The following is a 20,674-nucleotide window of genomic DNA, read 5'->3' on the forward strand; positions in this document are numbered from 1 at the left end:
CTCACCCCTTCAGCCCGCTGATGGCGTCGCTGTCGTCGGTGCCGGTGATCCGGCGCAGGCGCAGAAACAGCGCCAGCCCGACCGCGACCTCGGCGGCGGCGAGCGTCAGCACCAGAATGAACATGCCCTGCCCTTCGGGATCGGCGTGATAGGCGCCGGCGGCGATGAAGCCGAGCGCCGGACCGCTGAGCGCGACCTCCAGCGCGACGAGCTGGAACAGCATGCCACGGCGCGCCAGCACGCCGAACACGCCGACCGCGAACAGGCCGGCGGCGAGGATCATGATGCCGATCAGGTCGGAGCCGGTCATGATCCGCTCCTCGGGCTGCGATCGTTGCGACCGATGTGGCGAACGCCGATCAGGCCGGCGAGCAGCAGCAGCGAGGCGAGTTCGACCGCCAGCGCCCACGGCCCGAACAGCAGCCTGCCGACCTCCTGGGCCGACACCGGCGCCGGCTGGCCGGTGGCGGTGAGGCCGAATTCACCGAACGCGAACGGCGCGATGATCAGCACCGACATCAGAAGCGGCAGCGGCCAGGCACGGCGCAGCAGCGCGCGCTCGCGGGTGATCGCCTCCGGCGAGATCGGCAGTGTCATCACCACGAACACGAACAGCACCACGATGGCGCCGGCATAGATCATGATCAGCAGAACGGCGGCGAATGCCGCGCCGAGCGCAAAGAAGCACACCGCCAGCGCCAGCAGCGTCACCACCAGATACAGCAGCGCGTGAACCGCATTCGGCCGCGTCACCGACAGCGCCGCCGAAATCAGCGCGAAGCCACCGGCATAGATCGCAAGCAGCGAACTCATGGCAGCAGCCCCTTCAGATTGACCGGCGGCGCCTCGTGCTCGGCCTCGCCCTTGTCTTTGCCGGGGATCGCCTTGCCGGCGACCGACCAATAGCGATAGCCGCGCACCTTGCCCTCACCGGAGATCAGCAAATCGTGCTTCTCGTACACCAGCGCGTCGCGGCGCCATTCGGACAATTCGTAGTCCGGCGTGAGCTGGATAGCCGCGGTCGGGCAGGCGTCTTCGCAGAAACCGCAGAAGATGCAGCGGGCGAAGTTGACGCGGAAATGCTCCGGATACCAGCGGCCGTCGTCGGCCACCGCCTTGGCCAGATCGATGCAGCCGACCGGGCACACGGTCGCGCACAGATTGCAGGCGACGCAGCGCTCCTGGCCGTCCGGATCGCGGGTCAGCACGATGCGGCCGCGGGCGCGCGGATACAGCTTCGGCTTCTCTTCCGGATAGAGCTGGGTCTCCGGCTTGACGAACAGCTTGCGACCGACCCGCAGCAGGGCTTCGAGCCATCCGAATCCGATCATGACGCGCTCCTCGCCACCACGACGATGCCGGTCAGCAGCAGGTTGAGCAGCGACAGCGGCAGCGCCACCTTCCAGGCGAAGCCGAGCAACTGGTCGTAGCGCGGTCGCGGCAGCGTCGCGCGCAGCCAGACGAACGCGACGGCGATCGCCGCGGTCTTAAGCCCGAACCAGATCGGCCCCGGCAGCCACGGGCCGAGCCAGCCGCCGAAGAACAGCGTCACCGCCAGCGCCGACACCAGCAGCACAGCGAGATATTCGCCCAGGAAGAACAGGCCGAACGACATCCCGGTATATTCGGTGATGAAGCCGGCGACGAGATCGTTCTCGGATTCCGGCAGATCGAACGGCAGCCGGTGGGCCGCGGCGACACCCGCGATGGTGAACAGCACCATGCCGAGAGGTTGCAGCAGAACGAACCAGGCGCCGCGCTGCGCCTCGACGATCTCGGTCATCGACAGCGAGCCTGCCAGCATCACCACGCCCATTACCGACAGGCCGAGGAACACCTCGTAGGCCAGCATCTGCGCGGCGGCGCGCATACCGCCGAGCAGCGCGAATCGGTTGTGCGACGCCCAGGCGCCGAGCACCACCGCATAGGCGGTCAGGCCCATCATGCCCAGCAGGAACAACAGCCCCACATCCACCGATGCCAGCGCCCAGCCGTCACCGATCGCCACGACGCCGAAGCCGGCGAGCACCGGCGTCGCGGCGACGGCCGGCGCCAAGATGTAGAGCAGCTTGTCGGCGCCCGGCGGCGGCCGATCCTCTTTGGTGAGGATCTTCACGGTGTCTGCGACCCATTGCAGCGAGCCAAACGGGCCGACGCGGTTCGGACCGTAGCGCTCCTGCACGAAGCCGAGCAGTCGCCGCTCGACCCAGGTGAACGTGCCGGCGAGCACAAGCAGCACCATGATCAGCGCGACCGAGATGGTGGCGGTGATGATCATCCCGATCATGGCGCCGCCTCGACCTTGACCCGGCGCAGCGGACCGCGCGGCTGGCACGAGCCGGCGCTGATCACCACGGTGCCGCGCGGCACCGTTGCGTCGAGCGTCACCACCGGCGCGCAGGGATTGCCGTCGACCTGCACCGCGGCGCCGTCACGGAAACCATGAAGCGCCGCATCGTCAGGATGCAGCAGCAATCGCGGCGCCGGCCGGCGCGCAGCAAGTAGCGCACTGGCGCGGCTCAGCTCGCCGCCGGTGAAGGCGTCGTGCAACGGGATCAGCCACAGTCCCTCGCCGGCGAGGGCCGGCGGCGGCACGGCCTCCGGCAGCGACGCTTCGCCCGGCCTGATCAGCAAGGCGCCGGGATCGCCGCCGCGCAGCGGCCCGCCGACTTCTTCCAGGAATCGCGTGACGTTGTTGGCCGAGTGCAGGCCGGAGGTCTTGTAGCTGGTGATCAAAGGCGGCGGCACCGCGGTGCCGCGCGCGCCTTTGATGCCGAAGGTCATCGGGCCGTCGTGATCGACCGGGATCACCGCATCGGCGAACTGCCCGGCGCGATCGTCCGCGGTGCGGCCGGTGTAGGGCCGCGGCGCGCGGGTGACCTTGCCGTCGGGCATTCCGAAATCTTCGCCCGGCGCGGCGTCGGCCACCGCCACGAGATCGGGACGCTCGACGATGAGATCGCCGATCAGCGCGTCGAGCCCGTGCCAATCGCCGGCACCGAACGCATCGAGCCGCCGCCAGCTCGCCGGCGCGGAATCCTGTGGCGCCACCGCGGCGAAGAAGCGCTGCGCTCGGCCTTCATAGTTGACGAAGGTGCCGGTCGCCTCGGTGAACGGCGCCACCGGCAGCGCAACCGCCGCACGCGCCGTGGTCTCATTGGCCATCGAGTCCAGCGCGACCACGCCCTTTGCGGCGGCAAACAGCCGCTCGACACTGGCGCGCGGGGCACGGTCGAACAGATCGTTCTCGAGCACGATCGCGGTCTTGGCACCGCCGCGCTCGAGCAAAGCGGCAGCGCTGTCGAGGCCGTCACCGCCGAGCAGAGCCAGCCCGATGCTGTTGGCTTCCGGCGCCAGCAGCACGATCCGCGCTTTCGTGCCGAGCGCGGCGACGGTGCGCGCCGCCGCCTCGATGATCTCGGCCGACATCAGGGCGCAGCCGGCGACGATCAGCGGGCGCTCGGCATTCGCCAGGATCTCAGCCACACGCGCCGCTTCCGAATGCTCCTCGACCGCGTCGGCAGGGCCCGCGCCAAGCACGGCCGCAACGCTCGCGCCGAACGCGGCAACGCCTTGCGGGTCGAGCCGCAGCGACGACGCTGCGAGATCGTCAAGCGCATCAGGCAGCGGTGTCGCCAGCACGATCGGCGAGCGGCGGCCCTCGCCGGCGGTACGGACCGCCGGATCGAGGAAGGCGTGGACGCCCTTCTGCGCCGCAAGCTCGCGCTCGGCGCCGCGTGCGGTCTGCCGCAGCGCCAAGGCGAGCCGCGGCGCGGTGCCGGTGAGATTCTCGCCGAGCACCAGCACGGCATCGGCGTGCTCGACCTCGTGCAGCGACGCGATCTTGGCAGGACCGGCACGCAGGATCTCGACGATACGGCGAGCCAGACCGGCTTCGACGTCGGAGACGCCAGCGAAGAACCGCTCTGGCCCGACCAAACGCTGCAGCGCGTAGTTGGCTTCCAGCGAGGCGCGCGGCGAGCCGATCCCGATCGCGCCTTCGGCCACGATGGCATGGGCGGCGGAGGCGACCTCGTGCTCGCTCGCCGGCGCGCCGCCGATCAGCGGCTGCCGCAGCCGATGCTCGGAGACGACGTGCAGCGGACCATAGCGGCCGCGATCGCAGATGAAGTAGCCGTTGAGCGCGCCGTGGTAGCGGTTCTGCACCCGCTTCACCCGGCCGTCGCGCTGATCGACCAGGATGTTGCAGCCGAGCGAGCAATGCGGGCAGATCGACGGCGTCGCCCGCATGTCCCATTTGCGCGAATAATCGCGTGACCAGCCCTTGTCGTTGAACACGCCGGTCGGACACACTTCGGCGAGGTTGCCGGCGAACGGGCTTTCCAGCGGGCCGTCCTCGGCGCGGCCGAAATACACGTTGTCATGGGCGCCGAACGCGTCGAGATCGCGACCGCCCGCATAGTCGCGATAGAACCGGGTGCAGCGATAGCAGGCGATGCAGCGGTTCATCTCGTGCGTCACCAGCGGCCCGAGATCCTGATTGCGATGGGTGCGTTTGGTGAATTTGTAGCGGCGGTCGATATGGCCGGTGGCGATCGTCATGTCCTGCAGATGGCAGGAGCCGGCCTCCTCGCACACCGGGCAATCGTGCGGATGGTTGACCATCAGCCATTCGATCACCTGGGCACGGAACGCCACGGCTTCCGGATCACTCACCGAGACCCGCTCGACGTCGGCGACCGGCGTCATGCAGCTCATGACGATGCGGCCTTCGGTGTCGTCCGGGCCGTCATAGACTTTCACGGCGCACTGCCGGCAGGCGCCGACCGAGCCGAGCGCACCGTGCCAGCAGAAATACGGCACGTCGATGCCGTGGGTCAGGCAGGCCGACAGCAGATCCTCGCCGTCCTTGGCTTCGATGACGCGGCCGTCGATCTCGATCTTCTTCTTGGTCATGCGCGGCCCACCGGACAGAAGCCCTGGAGGTGGGCCGTGAAGATGTCGCCGAAGCGCTCGAGACCGCTGCGCAGCGGCGTCAGCGCACCGGTGTTGAGATCGCAGTAGGAGCGGCCCGACGGGCCGGACAGCGCGACGTGCTGGTGCAGCAGGTCGATGTCGGCGCGCGTGCCCTTGCCGGCCTCCAGCGTATCGAGCAGCTTCGATACCCACGGCAGGCCGTCGCGGCACGGCGTGCACAGTCCGCAGCTCTCGCGCGCGTAGAACCGCATGTGACGCCCGATCGCCGCCACCGGACAGGCACGGTCGTCGAGCACGATCAGCGCGCCGGTGCCGAGCGAACTGCCGGCCTTCTTGGTGCTGGTGAAATCGAGCGGCACGTCGAGCTCGGCCTTCTCGAAGAACGCGGTGGCGCCGCCGCCGGGCTGGAATGCCAGCAGCGCACGGCCATTGCGAATGCCGCCGGCACGATGCAGCAGCTCACGCGCGGTCGAGCCCATCGGCGCTTCGATCAGTTGCGGGCGCTCGACGCAGCCGGAGATGCCGTACAGCTTGGTGCCGCCTTCGTCGGTGAACGACAGCGACCGATACCAGTCGGCGCCGTTCTCGATGATCGACGGCACCGACGACAGCGTCTCGACGTTGTTGACCGTGGTCGGCCGGCCCCACAGGCCGCTGACCGCCGGATAAGGCGGGCGATGCCGCGGCACCGGACGCTCGCCCTCGATCGCCGCGATCAATGCGGTCTCTTCGCCGACGATATAGCGGCCCGCGGAGGCGTGCACCCGCATCGTCAGATCGAAGCCTGAGCCGAGGATGTCGCGGCCGAGCAAGCCGACGGCTTCCGCTTCCGCAATCGCGCGGCCGAGCGCGGTAGCCGCTGCACGATACTCGTCGCGCACCAGGATGATCACCTCGGTGGCGCCGATCGCGTAGGCGGCGATGGTCGCGCCCTCGATCAGTTGATGCGGCAGCGCCTCCATCAACAGCCGGTCCTTGAACGAGCCGGGCTCGGTCTCGTCACCGTTGACGCACAAATAGCGCGCGCCCGGACCGGCCCTTTCGCTGCCGGTCCGCATGAAGCGCCATTTGTTGGCGGTCGGGAAGCCCGCGCCGCCGCGGCCGCGCAGGCCGGCGGCCTCGACCATCGCGATGATCGCTTCCGGGCTGTGGCGCTTGAGCGCGAGCGACAGCGCCGCGTAGCCGCCGAGCCCGCGCCAGGCGGCAAGGCTGTGCGGCTGACGGTCGGCACGGGCGCGGCCGGTGAGCGGCTTGTCGCTCATGGCTGGCCTCCCACTACAGCGCCGCCGATCAGCGCGTCGAGATCGTCCGGCGTCAGCGGACCGATCAGCTTACGTTCCGGGCCGACCAGCGCCACCGGCGCACGATCGCAGCCGCCGACGCAGCAGATGTTGATCAGGGTGAATTTGCCGTCCGGCGTGGTCTCGCCGAAGCCGATGCCGAGCTTGCTCATCACCGCATCGCGCACCGCATCGCCGCCGCACAGATAGCAGCTCAGCCCGTCGCAGAGCAGGATCACGGTGTCGCCGACCGGCGAGCGGAAGATCTGGCTGTAGAAGGTCGCCAGCGCATCGATCTCGGCAGGCGTGACGCCGAGCACGTCGGCGGCTTCCTTCAGGTGCGCATCGGACACCCAGCCTTCGGCTTCCTGCACCAACTTCAGCGCTTCCACCATCGCAGCCTTCGCGCCGCCATGGGTGGCGGCAGCGTGCTGGATTGCGGTCTTGAGGGCGGGACTGAGGCTCATCGGTCGACGTCCGACATCACGTAGTCAATGCTGCCGAGATAGGCGACGAGATCGGCCACCATCATGCCGGGGGCGACCGCGGAAATCATCTGCAGATGCGCGAACGACGGCGTGCGGATCCGGGTGCGATAGCTCGACGGCTCGCCATCCGAAATCAGCGCGAACTGCGTCAGGCCGCGCACGGTCTCGACCTGGCCGGTGTATTCGCCCGGCGGCAGCACCGGCCCCCAGCTCGTGTTGACGAAGTGATGGATCATGGTCTCGATGTCGTGCAGCATCCGCTCGCGCGGCGGCGGCGTCGTCAGCGGATGATCGGCCTTGATCGGGCCGGACGGCATGTTGTCGACGCACTGCCGGATGATCTTCAGCGATTGCCGGATCTCTTCGACCCGCACCACGGTGCGGTCGTAGCAATCGCCGGCGTGGCCGACCGGAATCTCGAAGTCGAAGTTTTCGAACCCCGCATAGGGCCGCGCCTTGCGCACGTCCCAGGCATAGCCGGTGGCGCGCAGGCCCGGACCGGTGACGCCCCAGTCGAGCGCCATCGCGGTGTCGTAGGCCGCAATGCCCTTGGTGCGGGCGCGGAAAATCTCGTTGCGCAGCACCATGCCTTCGTAGTCGTCGAGCCGCGACGGCATCCAGTCGAGAAACTCGCGAACCAGCCTGTCCCAGCCGTCTGGCAGATCCATCGACAGGCCACCGATGCGGAAGAAGCCGGGATGCATCCGGGCGCCGGTGATCGACTCGATCACCCGGTAGCCGCGCTCGCGGTCGGTGAACATGTAGAACACCGGCGACATCGCCCCGGTGTCCTGCGCCATGGTGCCGTAGAACAGCAGGTGGTTCATGATGCGAAACATTTCTGACAGCATGATCCGCACCGTCAGCGCACGGTCCGGCACCTTGATGCCGCAGGCCTTCTCGACCGCCTGCAAATAAGGCATCTCGCCCATCACCCCGCCCAGGTAATCGACGCGATCGGTGTAGGGCAGGAAGTTGTGCCAGGTCTGGCGCTCGGCCATCTTCTCGGCGCCGCGATGGTGGAAGCCGATATCGGGGCGCGCCGCGACAATCTCCTCGCCGTCGAGCGCCAGCACGATCCGGAACACGCCGTGGGTCGCCATCGAATGCGGCCCGTAGTTCAGGATCATCAGTTCGACGCCGTCGCGATGCGTCGGCAGGCCGAACTTCTCCGGATCGGCCGCGAGTGCATGTTCCTTGGCGTCGAACAGAGCCGCCGTCATGTTGAACAGCGGCCGCTCGGTGGCGCGACCCGGCTGGGTCTTGCGCATCGGGTGGCCTTCCCAGCCCGGCGGCAGCAGGATGCGCAGCGAGTGCGGCTGAGCTTCGAACTCGACGCCGAACATGTCGTAGGCTTCGCGCTCGTACCACGGCGCGTTGGGAAACACCGTGCCGATCGACTTGGCGCGCGGATATTCGGCATCGAGCGCGATCTTGAGCCGGATGTCGGCATTGCGCTCGTGCGACATCAGATGGCTGGCGATGGTGATGCCCGACGGCGGCAGACCCTCGCGATGCTTGCGTGCGGTCTCGTCGATCGCCCACAGGTCGACCAGCATCCTGAACGGCCGGTCGATCTCGTGCTTCAGAAAGCGATGCACGTCGATCGTCGCGTCCGGCCGAATCCATACGGTCGGAAACCGATCGGCAGTAACTTGCTGGCCCAGCACCGCATCCTTGAAGCGCGCGCTGAGCTCGGTGACGAGTTCGGATGCGCTCACAATGACTCCGGCGGATCGAGCAGGGTCTGCGCCATACGTTCGTCGCGGCGCTGGTCGCGCCGGCGCGGCGCGTCGAAGCCGAGGCCGGCGGTGTTGCCGACGGTGACGCCGAGCGGGCGCCGCTCGCTGCCGACCTGCTGCTGCAGCATGATCAGCGCGTCGAGCACCGCCTCCGGCCGCGGCGGACAGCCGGGGATGTAGACGTCGACCGGAATGAAGCGATCGACGCCCTGCACCACCGAATAGATGTCGTACATGCCGCCCGAACAGGCGCAGGCCCCCATCGCGATCACCCAGCGCGGCGCGCGCATCTGCTCGTACAGCCGCAGCAGCGGCGCCGCCATCTTGTGAAACACGGTGCCGGACACGACCAGCAGATCGGCCTGGCGCGGCGAAGCCCGGATCACTTCGGCGCCGAACCGCGCCTGATCGTAGACCGGGGTCAGCACCGTGACCTGTTCGACGTAGCAGCACGACAGCCCGAAATTGAACGGCCACAGGCTGTGCTTGCGCGACCACGCGGTGAGGTCTTCGAGCGTGGTGAACAGGCTCGACAGCGCCATATGTTCTTCAACCGAGCGCTGTTCGCCCGGCATGCCCGGATGGTGCGGCGTTATCGTCATCGGCGCTTGCCCTTGACCCAGTCGAGCGCGCCGTCGAGCCACAGATACACCAGCGCCAGCAACAGCACCCCGATGAACACCGCCGCTTCGATCAGGCCGAGCCAGCCGGTGTCACGCGCGGCGACCGCCCAGGCGAACAGAATCGCGGCTTCCATGTCGAAGATCACGAACAGCGCGGCGATTAGAAAATACGGCGCATTCAGCGGCCCCTGCTGCGGCTGCGCCGGCAGCACGCCGCCTTCGTAGGGCACGTCGGGGCGCGCACCGGCGCGCTTCTCGCGCAGCCAGGCTGCGACCACGATGATCGCCGCAACGATCCCGGCCGACAGTGCGACGTGGATGGCGAGTGCGGCGCCCGAATCGATCGGAAGGGTCAGATCACCCACCGGCAAGGCTCCAACAAACAGCGGAAGAGCGGATCACGAACGATCCGACGTGGGGTGTAGAAGTCGGGTTGTTAACGCATCGTCACCATGCCATCCGACCCGTCAAGCCCGGTTGACGCGGATCAACTCCGCGGCCACGATAACGTGAGAATCTTGCTGTGATTTCCGACACTTGGAACTTGGTAACAGATCCCGGAAAGGTGCTGTGCGGCAGGGCTTTGTACAGTCCTCGCGGTGCACCCGAGGCACCCGAATCGCCCCCCTCGCAAATCTGCGGCACGTTGCCACGCTGAACAAACGACCACGCCCCCGCAACCGCGGCGACAGCATCGGCGACGGCGCCGCGGAGCCGCCCGCGGTTTTGCGGACAGCCTCGCCGAAACCACACGTGGACAGGCCTGCAGGCGCATTTCCGCCCGGCTCTGAAATGATCTATTGATAGTTGTCTCATCCTGGGCCGACCGATGTCGCTGCTTCATCTCTACACCCGCGTATTGCAACTGCTCGGCGGGGAGGCACGGCTCGGCTGGATTCTCGCGGTCGCCAACCTGCTGCTCGCCACCGCACAATTCGCCGAGCCGGTTCTGTTCGGTCGCATCGTCGACGTGATGAGCGGCAATCTCGCGACCGGCGCGCTGGTGCCGGAGACGCGGTCGCCCTGGCCACTGCTCGGCGCCTGGGCCTGCTTCGGCCTGTTCACCATTCTATGCTCTGCAATCGTCGCGCTGCAGGCCGACCGACTCGCGCACCGGCAGCGCCAGGCGGTGCTGACCAGCTATTTCGAGCACATCCTGCAATTGCCGATCAGCTTCCACACCGGCACCCATTCGGGCCGGCTGATGAAGGTGATGCTGCAAGGCACCGACGCGCTGTGGCGGATGTGGCTCGGCTTCTTCCGCGAGCACTTCGCCGCGATCCTGTCGCTGGTCGTGCTGCTCCCGCTGTCGCTGTACATCAACTGGCGGCTGGCGATCCTGTTGTTCGTGCTGTGCGTGGTGTTCACGGTGCTCACCACGCTGGTGGTGCACAAGACCTACGGCAAGCAGGGCGAGGTCGAAGCGCAGTACAGCGACCTGTCGGCGCGCGCCTCGGACGCGCTCGGCAACGTCGCGCTGGTGCAGAGCTTCGTCCGCGTCGACGCGGAGGTTCAGAGCCTGCGCAACGTCTCCGGACGGCTGCTCGCGGCGCAGATGCCGGTACTGTCGTGGTGGGCGCTGGTGACGGTGATCACCCGGGCCTCGACCACCATCACGGTGCTGGCGATCTTCACGCTCGGCATCTGGCTCAACCAGCAGGGTCTCACCAGCGTCGGCGAGATCGTGATGTTCGTTTCGTTCGCGACGCTGCTGATCCAGCGACTCGAGCAGGTGGTGAATTTCATCAATAACGTGCTGATGGAAGCACCGCGGCTGCGCGAGTTCATCGACGTGCTCGACACCGTGCCGGCGGTGCGCGACCGCAGCGACGCCATCGACCCCGGCCGGCTGTCCGGCCTGGTGGAATTCCAGAACGTGTCGTTTTCCTACGACGGCAGGCGCCCGGCGGTGGAGGATCTGAGCTTCACCGCGCTGCCCGGCGACACCATCGCGCTGGTCGGCGCCACCGGCGCCGGCAAGTCGACCGCGATCGCACTGCTGCACCGGGCGTTCGATCCGCAATCCGGCATCGTCAAGATCGACGGCATGGATATCCGCGGCCTGACGCTTGCCGGCCTGCGGCGGAACATCGGTGTGGTGTTTCAGGAGGCCCTGCTGTTCGATCGCTCGATCGCCGACAATTTGAGGGTCGGCAAGCCGGACGCCACCCTCGACGAGCTGCGCCTCGCCGCCGAACGCGCGCAGGCGCTGGAGTTCATCGAGCGCAGCGAGCACACATTCGATACCAATGCCGGCGAACGCGGACGGATGCTGTCCGGCGGCGAACGGCAGCGGCTGTCGATCGCCCGCGCATTGCTGAAAGACCCGCCGATCCTGATCCTCGACGAAGCCACCTCGGCACTCGACGCGGTGACCGAGGCGAAGGTCAACCTCGCGCTCGACGAGGTGATGAAAGGTCGCACCACCTTCGTGATCGCGCATCGGCTGTCCACGATCCGCGACGCCACCCGTATTCTGGTGTTCGACAACGGCAAAGTGATCGAAAGCGGAACGTTCGACGAACTGGTGGCCCGCGGCGGCGCTTTCGCCGAATTGGCGCGGGCGCAGTTCATGGTGCAGGAGAGGACGCGCTCCGCCGTCGCCCCGGCCGCCGACGCGCAGCGCTGAGCGGTCGAATTTCAGCCCCTTTCATCCACGATTACCGGGCCCCAGCCCTGTTCTGCGGGCGCGAGCCGGTATAGGGTCGGGTTTGCTGGGGCCACCGCCTGAAACCCGAACGTCACCGCGCCGCGATCGTCTCGCCGGCGCGACGGAACTCACAGGACCGGAATCGGAACGTGCCTTTGATCAACGCACAGCCTCGCCGTTCATCCTCGTTTTTGGCCATCGTCGCGGCGGCGCTGCTGTCGCTGACCGTGCTGCCGCGCGCCGCCAGTGCCGAGGCGCTGCTGCTGATCGAAGCCGACACCGGCAAGGTGCTGCAGGCCGACAACGCAACCTATCCGTGGCATCCGGCCTCGCTCACCAAGCTCATGACCCTGTACGTGACGCTGCAGGCGGTGAAACAGGGTCGCCTCACCCAGGATAGTCTGCTGACGGTGTCGCCGATCGCGGCCGCGCAATCGCCGTCGAAAATGGGCTTTGGCCCCGGCACCCAGATCACCGTCGACAACGCGCTGAAGATGATGATGGTGAAGTCGGCCAATGACATGGCCGTTGTGCTGGCGGAAGGCGTCGGCGGCTCGGTCGATGGCTTCTCGGCCATGATGAACGACACCGCGGCGCGGCTGGGGATGACGCAGACCCGCTACGTCAACCCCAACGGTCTGCCCGCCGACGAACAGGTGACGTCGGCCCGCGACCAGGCGATCCTCGCCCGCGCGGTCATTCGGGATCTGCCGGAGTACGAGTATTACGTCCACATTCCTGCGATCCGCTTCGGCAAGCGGGTGACGCGAAATTTCAACAAGCTGATCGGCCGCTACCCCGGCGCCGACGGCTTCAAGACCGGCTTCATCTGCGCCTCCGGCTACAATCTCGTCGCCAGCGCCACCCGCAACGGACGTCGGCTGATCGCCGTGGTGCTCGGCGCCAATTCCGGCCAGGACCGCGCCGTGAAGGCGGCACAATTGCTGGAGCGCGGCTTCTCCACCAACACCCTCGCCTGGCTGACGCCGTCGCTCGGCACGGTCGATAACCTCGCGCCGATCGCGGCGACGCCACCCGACCTGCGCGACGAAATGTGCGGGCCCAAGCGCAAGCGCCCGGCCAGCGACGAAGACGAGACCGTGGCCAACGCGCTGTCAGGCGACGCGGTGCTGTCCATGTTCCAGCCGCCGACACTGCGTCCGGTCGACATGATCGCCGCGGCGCCCGAGCCGACCCAGCCGGTGGTGGTCTATACCGGACCGACCCGCAGCGGTCCGGCGCTGATCGCCGCCGAGGCCAATGATGCCGAGCGGCAGCAGGCTGCCAAACCGTCCAAGAAGAAAGCCCGTACTGCAAAGAAGAAGAGCCCTGCTTCGGAAGGTCCGGAAGCCAGCGTCGACCAGGCCACCCCGAAAGGCACCAAGCCCCGCACCGCGGTGATCGTCGATACCAACAGGCCGGCCAAGCCGGCGGCCGGTGCCAAGCCTGCTGGTGCCAAGTCTGCCGGCGCCAAGTCTGCCGATGCCAAGTCTGCCGATGGCAAGCCTTCCGCAGCCAAGCCTGCAGCTCCGGCCAAGCCGAAGGCGGCTGCCAAACCTGCGTCCGGCGGCGCAGTCAGCGACGCCAAGCCGAAATCCTGATCCGGCGGGCGCGGCAGCGAAATCCCTCGCATTGCCGCCGCTTGGTCGTTCACAGACCGCCGCCTTGGTGCGGCGTGCAGCCGCTTGCGTTCGCTGATCGCTTCGCTCAATACTCCGCCAACAACGGGCGGGCGAAGGCGGTTTTCGAGCACGTCTTTTCGCAACGCAACAAACAGCCCGCGGCGTCTTTCGGCCAATTCGCCGCCCCCGACCGATATGCAACAATCATAATCGCACGGAGCGGCAGCTTCGGGCAGGCGACACGAGGAACACACCATGGAGCGGATTTGGCTCAAGCACTACCCGGCGGGCATCCCGGCGGACATCGACGTGACGCAGTATCCCTCGTTGGTCGATCTGTTCGAGGAGAGCTTCCGTAAGTTCGGAGACCGCAAAGCCTTCATCTGCATGGACAAGGCGATCAGCTATCGCGAGCTCGATGAAATGTCGGCCGCGCTCGGCGCCTATCTCCAGGGCAAGGGCCTGCAGAAGGGCGCGCGCGTCGCGCTGATGATGCCGAACGTCCTGCAATATCCCGTGGCCATCGCCGCGGTGCTGCGCGCCGGCTTCGCCGTGGTCAACGTCAACCCGCTGTACACCCCGCGCGAGCTCGAACACCAGCTCAAGGACTCCGGCGCCGAAGCCATCATCGTGCTGGAGAATTTCGCCCACACCGTCGAGCAGGTGATCGCGCGCACCCCGGTCAAACACGTCATCGTCGGCGCGATGGGCGACATGCTCGGCTTCAAGGGCGTGATCGTCAATCTGGTGGTCCGCAAGATCAAGAAGATGGTGCCGGCGTTTTCGCTGCCGGGCTCGGTGTCGTTCAACGACGCCGTCTCCGCCGGCCGCGGCGCCAGGCTCACCAAGCCGGTGATCGGCCCGGACGATGTCGCCTTCCTGCAATACACCGGCGGCACCACCGGCGTCTCCAAGGGCGCGACCCTGCTTCATCGCAACGTCGTCGCCAACGTGCTGCAGAACGACGCCTGGCTGCAGCCGGCGCTCGACAAGCCGCCGCACATCGATCAGCTTTTCATCGTCTGCGCGCTGCCGCTGTACCATATCTTCGCGCTGACCGCGTGCTACCTGCTCGGACTGCGCGCCGGCGGCGTCAACCTGCTGATTCCCAACCCGCGCGACATCCCCGGCTTCATCAAGGAACTGATGAAGTATCAGGTCAACACCTTCCCGGCCGTCAACACGCTGTATAATGGCCTGTTGCATGCACCCGGCTTCGACAAGGTCGACTTTTCCAAGCTGAAGATCTCCAACGGCGGCGGCATGGCGGTGCAACGACCGGTCGCCGAAGCCTGGCTGAAGCTGACCGGCTGCCCGATCGCCGAAGGCTACGGCCTGTCGGAGACCGCGCCGGTGCTGACCTGCAACCCGGCGACCGTCACCGAATTCAACGGCACGATCGGCATTCCGGTGCCTTCGACCTACATCTCGATCCGCGACGACGAAGGCAACGAAGTCCCGCTCGGCACCGCCGGCGAGATCTGCGCCAAGGGCCCGCAAGTGATGGCCGGCTATTGGAACCGGCCCGACGAGACCGCGCTGGTGATGACCGCCGACGGCTATTTCCGCACCGGCGACGTCGGCATCATGAACCAGGACGGCTTCACCAAGATCGTCGACCGCAAGAAGGATATGATCCTGGTCTCCGGCTTCAACGTCTATCCCAACGAGGTCGAGGAAGTGATCGCCAGCCATCCCGGCGTGCTGGAATGCGCGGTCATCGGCGTCCCGGACTCGCGCACCGGCGAGGCCGTCAAGGCGTTCGTGGTGAAGAAGGACCCGGATGTGACCGCCGAGGACATCATCAAGTTCTGCCACAACGAGCTGACCAACTACAAAGTGCCGCGGCAGATCGAATTCCGCACCACGCTGCCGAAGACCAATGTCGGCAAGATCCTGCGCCGCGAGCTGCGCGACGAGAAGAAGAGCAGCCAAGCGGCGGCTTAAGCCTGATCCGCTTCCTCGCACGTCATTCCGGGGCGCGGCCGCCAGCCTGTGAACCCGGAATCCCGCGATTATCCTGCCCGTTTCAGATTCCGGGTTCGCTCGCTTTGCGAGCGCCCCGGAATGACGGCAGTGTGCTTGGACGGCGTGCCGCCGCCAGCACAATCGCCTGACCGATCCCGCAATGACCGATCCTGCGACATTGTCACTGTCATACCCGCGGGCTAGAAATCATCCGCACAACAGGGAGAGATACCGATGACCATCAAGGTTGGCGACCGGCTGCCCGACGTCCAGTTTCGCGTGATGACTGCGGACGGCGTCGAGGTGAAGACCACCGACGACGTCTTCAAGGGCAAGAAGGTGGCGCTGTTCGCCGTTCCGGGCGCTTACACCGGCACCTGTCACAAGATGCACCTTCCGAGCATCTTCCTCAACGCCTATGCGCTCAAGGACAAGGGCGTCGACACCATCGCGATCGTCTCGGTCAACGACGCCTTCGTGATGAACGCCTGGAAGCGCGACACCGACCAGCGCGACGAGGCGATCTTCCTGGCCGACGGCAATGCCGAGTTCACCAAGGCGATCGGCATGGAAATGGACGGTTCGGGTTTCGGCCTCGGCACCCGGTCGCTGCGCTACTCGATGCTGGTCGACGACGGCGTGGTGAAGACCCTCAACCTCGAGCCGAACCCCGGCAAGGTCGAAGTCTCCGGCGGCGACACGCTGCTCGGGCAGTTGTGAGCCGATTGCGGGCGCGCAGCTTTCAGTCACCCTGACGGCCGTCGCGCTCGTATCTTCACAACGTTAATCTGCGCACGCGGCCGCTCCAACTAACCGCGTCATCGCCCGGCTTGACCGGGCGACCCAGTATTGCAGAGCGCTAATTTTACTAATTGCCGCTCTGGGATACTGGATCACCCGCATGCGCGGGTGACGACGACGGTGAAGCGATTACTTCAGCCGCGACTTCATCCGGTTCTCGGTGAGCCCGTCCCGCGCGAGCTGATCGGCGCGTTCGTTTTCGGCGTGGCCGGCGTGGCCTTTGACCCAGTGCCAGCGGATGCTGTGAGTCTTCAGCGCGGCGTCGAGGCGCTGCCACAGATCGACGTTCTTGACCGGCTTCTTGTCGGCGGTCTTCCAGCCGTTGCGCTTCCAGTTGTGAATCCAGCTACCGATACCGTTCTTCACATACTGGCTGTCGGTATACAGATCCACCGAGCACGGCCGCGTCAGCGCTTCGAGCGCCGAGATCGCCGCCAATAACTCCATCCGGTTGTTGGTGGTGTGGGGCTCGCCGCCCTTCAGCTCTTTTTCGACGTCGCCGAATTTCAGGATCGCGCCCCAGCCGCCGGGGCCGGGGTTGCCGGAGCAGGCGCCGTCGGTGTGGATGATCACCGGCTTCTGGTCGGCCTCGCTCACGCCACCGCCCCTGCGAGTTCGACACCATAGTCGCGAATCCCGACGACATTTTGCTGGAAGCGCAGCTTGCGGACGTACTCCATCGGATCCTTCGGCTTGACCAGCGCGCCTTCCGGCACGTTGAGCCAGTCGACCAGCCGGGTCAGCAGGAAGCGCAGCGCGGCGCCGCGGGCGAGCAGCGGCAGCGCGGCCTGCTCGGCGGCATCGAGCGGGCGCTCGCGGGTGTAGGCGCTGAGCAGCGCGCGGGCCTTGGTGGCGTTGAAGGCGTGGTCGGGCTCGAAGCACCAGGCGTTCAGGCAGATCGCGACGTCGTAGGCCAAAAGATCGGTGCAGGCGAAGGTGAAGTCGATGATGCCGGAGACCTCGTCGCCGATGAAGAACACGTTGTCCGGAAACAGGTCGGCGTGGATCAGCCCCTGCGGCAGATCGGAAGGCCACACCCCGCTTTCCAGATAGTCGAGCTCGGCGGCGAGAAAATCGCGCAGGCCCGGCTGCACCTCGTCGGCGCGCGCCTCGGCGGCTGCGAACAGCGGCCGCCAGCCGGCGACCGACAGCGCATTCGCCCGCTGCATCGCAAAGCCGCGGCCGGCCAGATGCATCTTGGCCAGCGCCTGACCGACGCCGGCGCAATGCACCACGCTCGGCTTGCGCGGCCACACCCCGTCGAGGAAGCCGATGATCGCCGCCGGACGGCCGGCGAGCGTCGCCAGCGTGTTGCCGGCACGATCGGCGACCGGCTGCGGGCAGTTGATGCCGTTTCCGGCCAGATGCGTCATCAGCGACAAAAAGAACGGCAGATCGTCGCGGGCGACGCGCTTTTCGTACAGCGTCAGGATGAAATAGCCGCGCGAGGTGTGCAGCAGGAAGTTCGAGTTCTCGACGCCCTCGGCGATGCCCTTGTAGGACAGCAAATCGCCGATGTCGTAGCGGCTCAGAAAATCCGCAAGCTCGTCGGCGGCGACGTCGGTATAGACCGCCATGGCGTGATCCGATCAGAAGGAAGGAAGCTGGCGGCTTCCTAGACCAAGACGGCGCGCGAAGAAAGGGCGCCCCGGGGGGAGGGCCCGCGGCTCCGGCCGGAGTTATTCGGCGGCGTCCGGTCGCAGCGCGCGCGGCAGCGGGAAGAACTCGTTTTCTTCGGCTGCCGACACCGTCTCGACCGACAGGTCGAACCGCTCGGCGAAGGCGCCCATGATCTCCTCGACGATCACCTCGGGGGCGGAGGCCCCGGCGGTGAGCCCGAGCACCCTGACGCCCTCGAACTGGCTCCAGTCGAGATCGGAGGCGCGCTGCGCCAGCACCGCGACCTTGCAGCCCTCGCGCTCGGCGACCTCGCGCAGCCGCTGCGAATTCGACGAATTCGGCGCGCCGACCACGATCATGGCGTCGACCACCGGCGCCACCTTCTTCACCGCCGCCTGGCGGTTGGTGGTGGCGTAGCAGATGTCCTCGCGGTGCGGCCCGGAGATGTTCGGGAAGCGCTCGCGCAGCACCGTGACGATGCCGGCGGTGTCGTCGATCGACAGCGTGGTCTGGGTGACGAAGGCGAGGTTGTCGGGATCCTTGGGCTGATACGCCGCAGCGTCGGCCGCGGTCTCGATCAGCGTCACCGCGCCGGCCGGAAGCTGGCCGAGGGTGCCGACCACTTCCGGATGGTGCGAATGGCCGATCAAGAGGATCTCGCGGCCGCGCTTGAAATGGATCGCCGCCTCGCGGTGCACCTTGGTGACCAGCGGGCAGGTGGCGTCGATCGAGAAGAAATTCCGCGCCGTCGCGTCTTCCGGCACCGATTTCGGCACCCCATGGGCGGAGAATACCACCGGGGCCTTGGTGTCCGGGATCTCTTCCAGTTCCTCGACGAAGATCGCGCCCTTGGCGCGCAGGCTGTCGACCACGTATTTGTTATGGACGATCTCGTGCCGGACATAGACCGGGGCGCCGTACAGCGCGAGCGCCCGCTCGACGGTATCGATCGCCCGCACCACGCCGGCGCAGAATCCGCGCGGCGAGCAAAGCACGATTTTCAGCGGCGATTTCGCGAGCATTGGCAGCGATCCGGGGGCCTGGGCGCCGAGCAGAACCGGCGGAAAACAGGCGCACGCCATCGGCGTTGCGCATGGGTCGAACAGCTTAGGAATTGGGCCGGGTTTGCGGCCCTGTCAAGGCCGTCGCCCCTGCACTTTAGCAAGGCTCCTTGCGCGGGAAGCCCCGGACGGCATATATAAGCGGCAATTCCCGTCATCCTCGACGACCCGCCTTGCCTCAGGACGAATCCGGAGGGGCAAGGGACAAAGGAGATTTGCCCATGAGCAACGCACCGCTGATGCCGAAGGCCACCGCCGTCTGGCTGCTCGACAACACGGCGTTGACGTTCGATCAGGTCGCCGACTTCACCAAGATGCACGTCTTGGAGGTCAAGGCGATCGCCGACGGCGACGCCGCCCAGGGCATCAAGGGGATGGACCCGATTTCCAGCGGACAGCTCACCCGCGACGAGATCGAGAAGGGCGAAGGCGATCCGGACTACCGCCTCAAGCTCGCCGAGAGCAAGGTGGTGCTGCCGCAGGCCGCCAAGAAGAAGGGGCCGCGCTACACCCCGGTGTCGCGCCGCCACGAGCGGCCGAGCGCGATCCTGTGGCTGGTGCGCAATCATCCGGAGCTGAAGGACGCGCAGATCATGCGCCTGGTCGGCACCACCAAGACCACGATCGCGTCCGTGCGCGACCGCACCCACTGGAACGCCGCGACCCTGACCCCGATGGACCCGGTGACGCTCGGCCTGTGCTCGCAGCTCGACCTCGACTTCGAGGTGCAGCGCGCCGCCAAGGAGAAGCCGGCCGACCAGCAATATGGCGGCGCCACTTTGCTGCCGGCGTCCGAGACCACCCGCAAGGAAGCCGAATACGAAGCGGCGACCTCCGGCAAGAGCCAGGACGATCTCGACGTCGACGCGGTGTTCGCCAAGCTCAAGACCATCGGCGGCAAGAAGCACGACGACGAGGACGAAGACGGCGGCTTCTGAGCCGCCCACCCTCCCCGTCATCGCCCGCGCAGGCGGGCGAACCAGTATCCCTGAGCGCACGTTACTGACCGCAGGCGCTCTGCAATACTCCATCCTCCGCTTGCGCGGAGGATGACGGACCCGGCGCGTTGCGGCTCCGCGGCCGGCATCAGCGCAAAGCGCCCTCCCCACCCTCATCGTCATCGCCCGCTCCCCGCCTTGGGCCCATCGCGCATCCGCTCGCGGTCCTGCAGCCGCGCCAGCGCCTGATCTCGGCGGCGGCGCTGCAGGTTGGTGTACAGCGTGTCGATGATCTTCCACTGTGGCTCGGTCGGTGGCTCCATCGGCACCACGGCGCAGAGCATCGGCGTGCGGCAGCCGCGCGCCCGGCGGCAGTGCTTCACTGGGCAGCGCTTGTGCGCCTGCGCTTCATCTGCCAGCGCGCGCTGCAGCGCGCGGCGTGCCGCCAGCATGTCGATGTCGAGCCGAAGCTGCGCCCGCTCGGCGCTGGCTTGCTGCTCGAGCGCAACCAGCCGCGCGTGATCCCAGCTTCGTTGGTCGGTCGGCCAAGTCGGCATCGCTCCCTCCTGATGCTGATACCAGCGGGCGCGCGCGCATGCGGCGGCGTTGCCCGCAAAAGCCTTGCGTGAGTGGTGGGTTCAGGGGGCCTCCGGTCGGCCATCGGGCCGAGGGAGGTGGAGCGCCGAAAGACGCGCCTTTGGTAGTACCCGCGGCCTCATGCCTCGGATCGCCGAAGCGCGAGCGCCGCGGAAACGTCTTTCGACGCTCCACCGTGGCGACTTTTGGCTGAAGGACCGTTCTTCCGGGACACGGCGAGCTTGCGGGCTTTCCCCGGCCTCTACCGTACCCGTCCAGCCTCTGTCGCGGCGGCCGCTCGTAGTAGCGGCGGACGGCGACCCTCAGCCTCCCGGAGGTACAGGGCGACGTCCACCCCACACCCGCA

The 20,674-nt window shown here is 67.1% G+C and carries 19 protein-coding genes; 5 read left to right on the forward strand and 14 right to left on the reverse strand.

Features of this window, described 5'->3' with window-relative positions; genetic code table 11:
* Position 1: 1 nt before the first annotated feature.
* From nuoK to FLL57_RS16575, 10 genes are read right to left on the reverse strand one after another with little or no spacing between them, the layout of a single operon-like run.
* The gene (nuoK, locus tag FLL57_RS16530; protein ID WP_142883434.1) at positions 2 to 310 is read right to left on the reverse strand and encodes an NADH-quinone oxidoreductase subunit NuoK; all 309 of its coding nucleotides are present in this window, start codon (positions 308 to 310) and stop codon (positions 2 to 4) included.
* Entirely contained in the window at positions 307 to 813 is a 507-nt protein-coding gene (locus FLL57_RS16535) for an NADH-quinone oxidoreductase subunit J family protein (RefSeq protein WP_142883435.1), read from the reverse strand. Before FLL57_RS16535 ends, nuoK begins: the two co-directional genes overlap by 4 nt.
* Entirely contained in the window at positions 810 to 1,331 is a 522-nt protein-coding gene (nuoI, locus tag FLL57_RS16540) for an NADH-quinone oxidoreductase subunit NuoI (protein WP_142883436.1), read from the reverse strand. Before nuoI ends, FLL57_RS16535 begins: the two co-directional genes overlap by 4 nt.
* A complete protein-coding gene (nuoH, locus tag FLL57_RS16545; protein ID WP_013504130.1) occupies positions 1,328 to 2,287 on the reverse strand; it encodes an NADH-quinone oxidoreductase subunit NuoH in 960 nt (319 codons plus the stop codon). The genes nuoI and nuoH overlap by 4 nt, the downstream gene beginning before the upstream one ends.
* Positions 2,284 to 4,917: an NADH-quinone oxidoreductase subunit NuoG gene (nuoG, locus tag FLL57_RS16550; protein ID WP_142883437.1), complete on the reverse strand. Its 2,634-nt coding sequence runs from the start codon at positions 4,915 to 4,917 to the stop codon at positions 2,284 to 2,286. Before nuoG ends, nuoH begins: the two co-directional genes overlap by 4 nt.
* A complete protein-coding gene (locus tag FLL57_RS16555) occupies positions 4,914 to 6,200 on the reverse strand; it encodes a complex I 51 kDa subunit family protein (RefSeq protein WP_142883438.1) in 1,287 nt (428 codons plus the stop codon). The genes nuoG and FLL57_RS16555 overlap by 4 nt, the downstream gene beginning before the upstream one ends.
* Positions 6,197 to 6,685, reverse strand: a complete 489-nt coding sequence (gene nuoE / locus FLL57_RS16560) for an NADH-quinone oxidoreductase subunit NuoE (RefSeq protein ID WP_142883439.1) — start codon at positions 6,683 to 6,685, stop codon at positions 6,197 to 6,199. The genes FLL57_RS16555 and nuoE overlap by 4 nt, the downstream gene beginning before the upstream one ends.
* Positions 6,682 to 8,427, reverse strand: coding sequence for an NADH-quinone oxidoreductase subunit C/D (nuoC, locus tag FLL57_RS16565; protein ID WP_142883440.1), 1,746 nt, complete (start codon positions 8,425 to 8,427; stop codon positions 6,682 to 6,684). The genes nuoE and nuoC overlap by 4 nt, the downstream gene beginning before the upstream one ends.
* Entirely contained in the window at positions 8,424 to 9,050 is a 627-nt protein-coding gene (locus FLL57_RS16570) for a NuoB/complex I 20 kDa subunit family protein (RefSeq protein WP_142883441.1), read from the reverse strand. The genes nuoC and FLL57_RS16570 overlap by 4 nt, the downstream gene beginning before the upstream one ends.
* Positions 9,047 to 9,436, reverse strand: coding sequence for an NADH-quinone oxidoreductase subunit A (locus FLL57_RS16575; RefSeq protein ID WP_013504136.1), 390 nt, complete (start codon positions 9,434 to 9,436; stop codon positions 9,047 to 9,049). Before FLL57_RS16575 ends, FLL57_RS16570 begins: the two co-directional genes overlap by 4 nt.
* Before the next feature lie 464 nt (positions 9,437 to 9,900).
* Between FLL57_RS16575 and FLL57_RS16580 the strand changes: the two genes are divergently transcribed.
* From FLL57_RS16580 to FLL57_RS16595, 4 genes are all read left to right on the forward strand, one after another.
* Positions 9,901 to 11,700 carry a glucan ABC transporter ATP-binding protein/ permease gene (locus FLL57_RS16580; RefSeq protein WP_142883442.1) on the forward strand — a complete coding sequence of 600 codons (1,800 nt, stop codon included), beginning with the start codon at positions 9,901 to 9,903 and terminating at the stop codon, positions 11,698 to 11,700.
* Positions 11,701 to 11,870: 170 nt separating this feature from the next.
* Complete coding sequence (locus tag FLL57_RS16585; RefSeq protein WP_047308045.1) at positions 11,871 to 13,322, forward strand: D-alanyl-D-alanine carboxypeptidase family protein; 1,452 nt, start codon at positions 11,871 to 11,873, stop codon at positions 13,320 to 13,322.
* 276 nt (positions 13,323 to 13,598) lie between these two features.
* Positions 13,599 to 15,290 (forward strand): long-chain fatty acid--CoA ligase, encoded by a 1,692-nt coding sequence (locus tag FLL57_RS16590; protein WP_013504139.1) that lies wholly within the window; start codon positions 13,599 to 13,601, stop codon positions 15,288 to 15,290.
* Positions 15,291 to 15,545: 255 nt separating this feature from the next.
* The gene (locus FLL57_RS16595) at positions 15,546 to 16,031 is read left to right on the forward strand and encodes a peroxiredoxin (RefSeq protein WP_013504140.1); all 486 of its coding nucleotides are present in this window, start codon (positions 15,546 to 15,548) and stop codon (positions 16,029 to 16,031) included.
* Between the two features lie 210 nt (positions 16,032 to 16,241).
* On the opposite strand, the gene rnhA is transcribed toward FLL57_RS16595, so the two are convergent.
* The 3 genes from rnhA to ispH form a co-directional block, all read right to left on the reverse strand.
* Positions 16,242 to 16,709, reverse strand: a complete 468-nt coding sequence (rnhA, locus tag FLL57_RS16600; protein WP_047309033.1) for a ribonuclease HI — start codon at positions 16,707 to 16,709, stop codon at positions 16,242 to 16,244.
* On the reverse strand, positions 16,706 to 17,689 hold the full coding sequence (locus FLL57_RS16605) for a homoserine kinase (protein WP_047309032.1): 984 nt from the start codon (positions 17,687 to 17,689) through the stop codon (positions 16,706 to 16,708). The genes rnhA and FLL57_RS16605 overlap by 4 nt, the downstream gene beginning before the upstream one ends.
* 102 nt (positions 17,690 to 17,791) lie before the next feature.
* Positions 17,792 to 18,754, reverse strand: coding sequence for a 4-hydroxy-3-methylbut-2-enyl diphosphate reductase (gene ispH / locus FLL57_RS16610; protein WP_013504143.1), 963 nt, complete (start codon positions 18,752 to 18,754; stop codon positions 17,792 to 17,794).
* A gap of 260 nt (positions 18,755 to 19,014) precedes the next feature.
* On the opposite strand from ispH, the gene FLL57_RS16615 reads away from it, so the two are divergent.
* A complete protein-coding gene (locus tag FLL57_RS16615) occupies positions 19,015 to 19,731 on the forward strand; it encodes a DUF1013 domain-containing protein (protein ID WP_047309031.1) in 717 nt (238 codons plus the stop codon).
* A gap of 179 nt (positions 19,732 to 19,910) precedes the next feature.
* Here FLL57_RS16615 and FLL57_RS16620 read toward each other — a convergent pair whose 3' ends face one another.
* A complete protein-coding gene (locus FLL57_RS16620; protein ID WP_047309030.1) occupies positions 19,911 to 20,288 on the reverse strand; it encodes a hypothetical protein in 378 nt (125 codons plus the stop codon).
* Positions 20,289 to 20,674 lie beyond the last annotated feature (386 nt).

The sequence above is a fragment of the Rhodopseudomonas palustris genome, from assembly GCF_007005445.1.
In the GTDB taxonomy this organism is placed as follows: Bacteria; Pseudomonadota; Alphaproteobacteria; order Rhizobiales; family Xanthobacteraceae; genus Rhodopseudomonas; species Rhodopseudomonas palustris_G.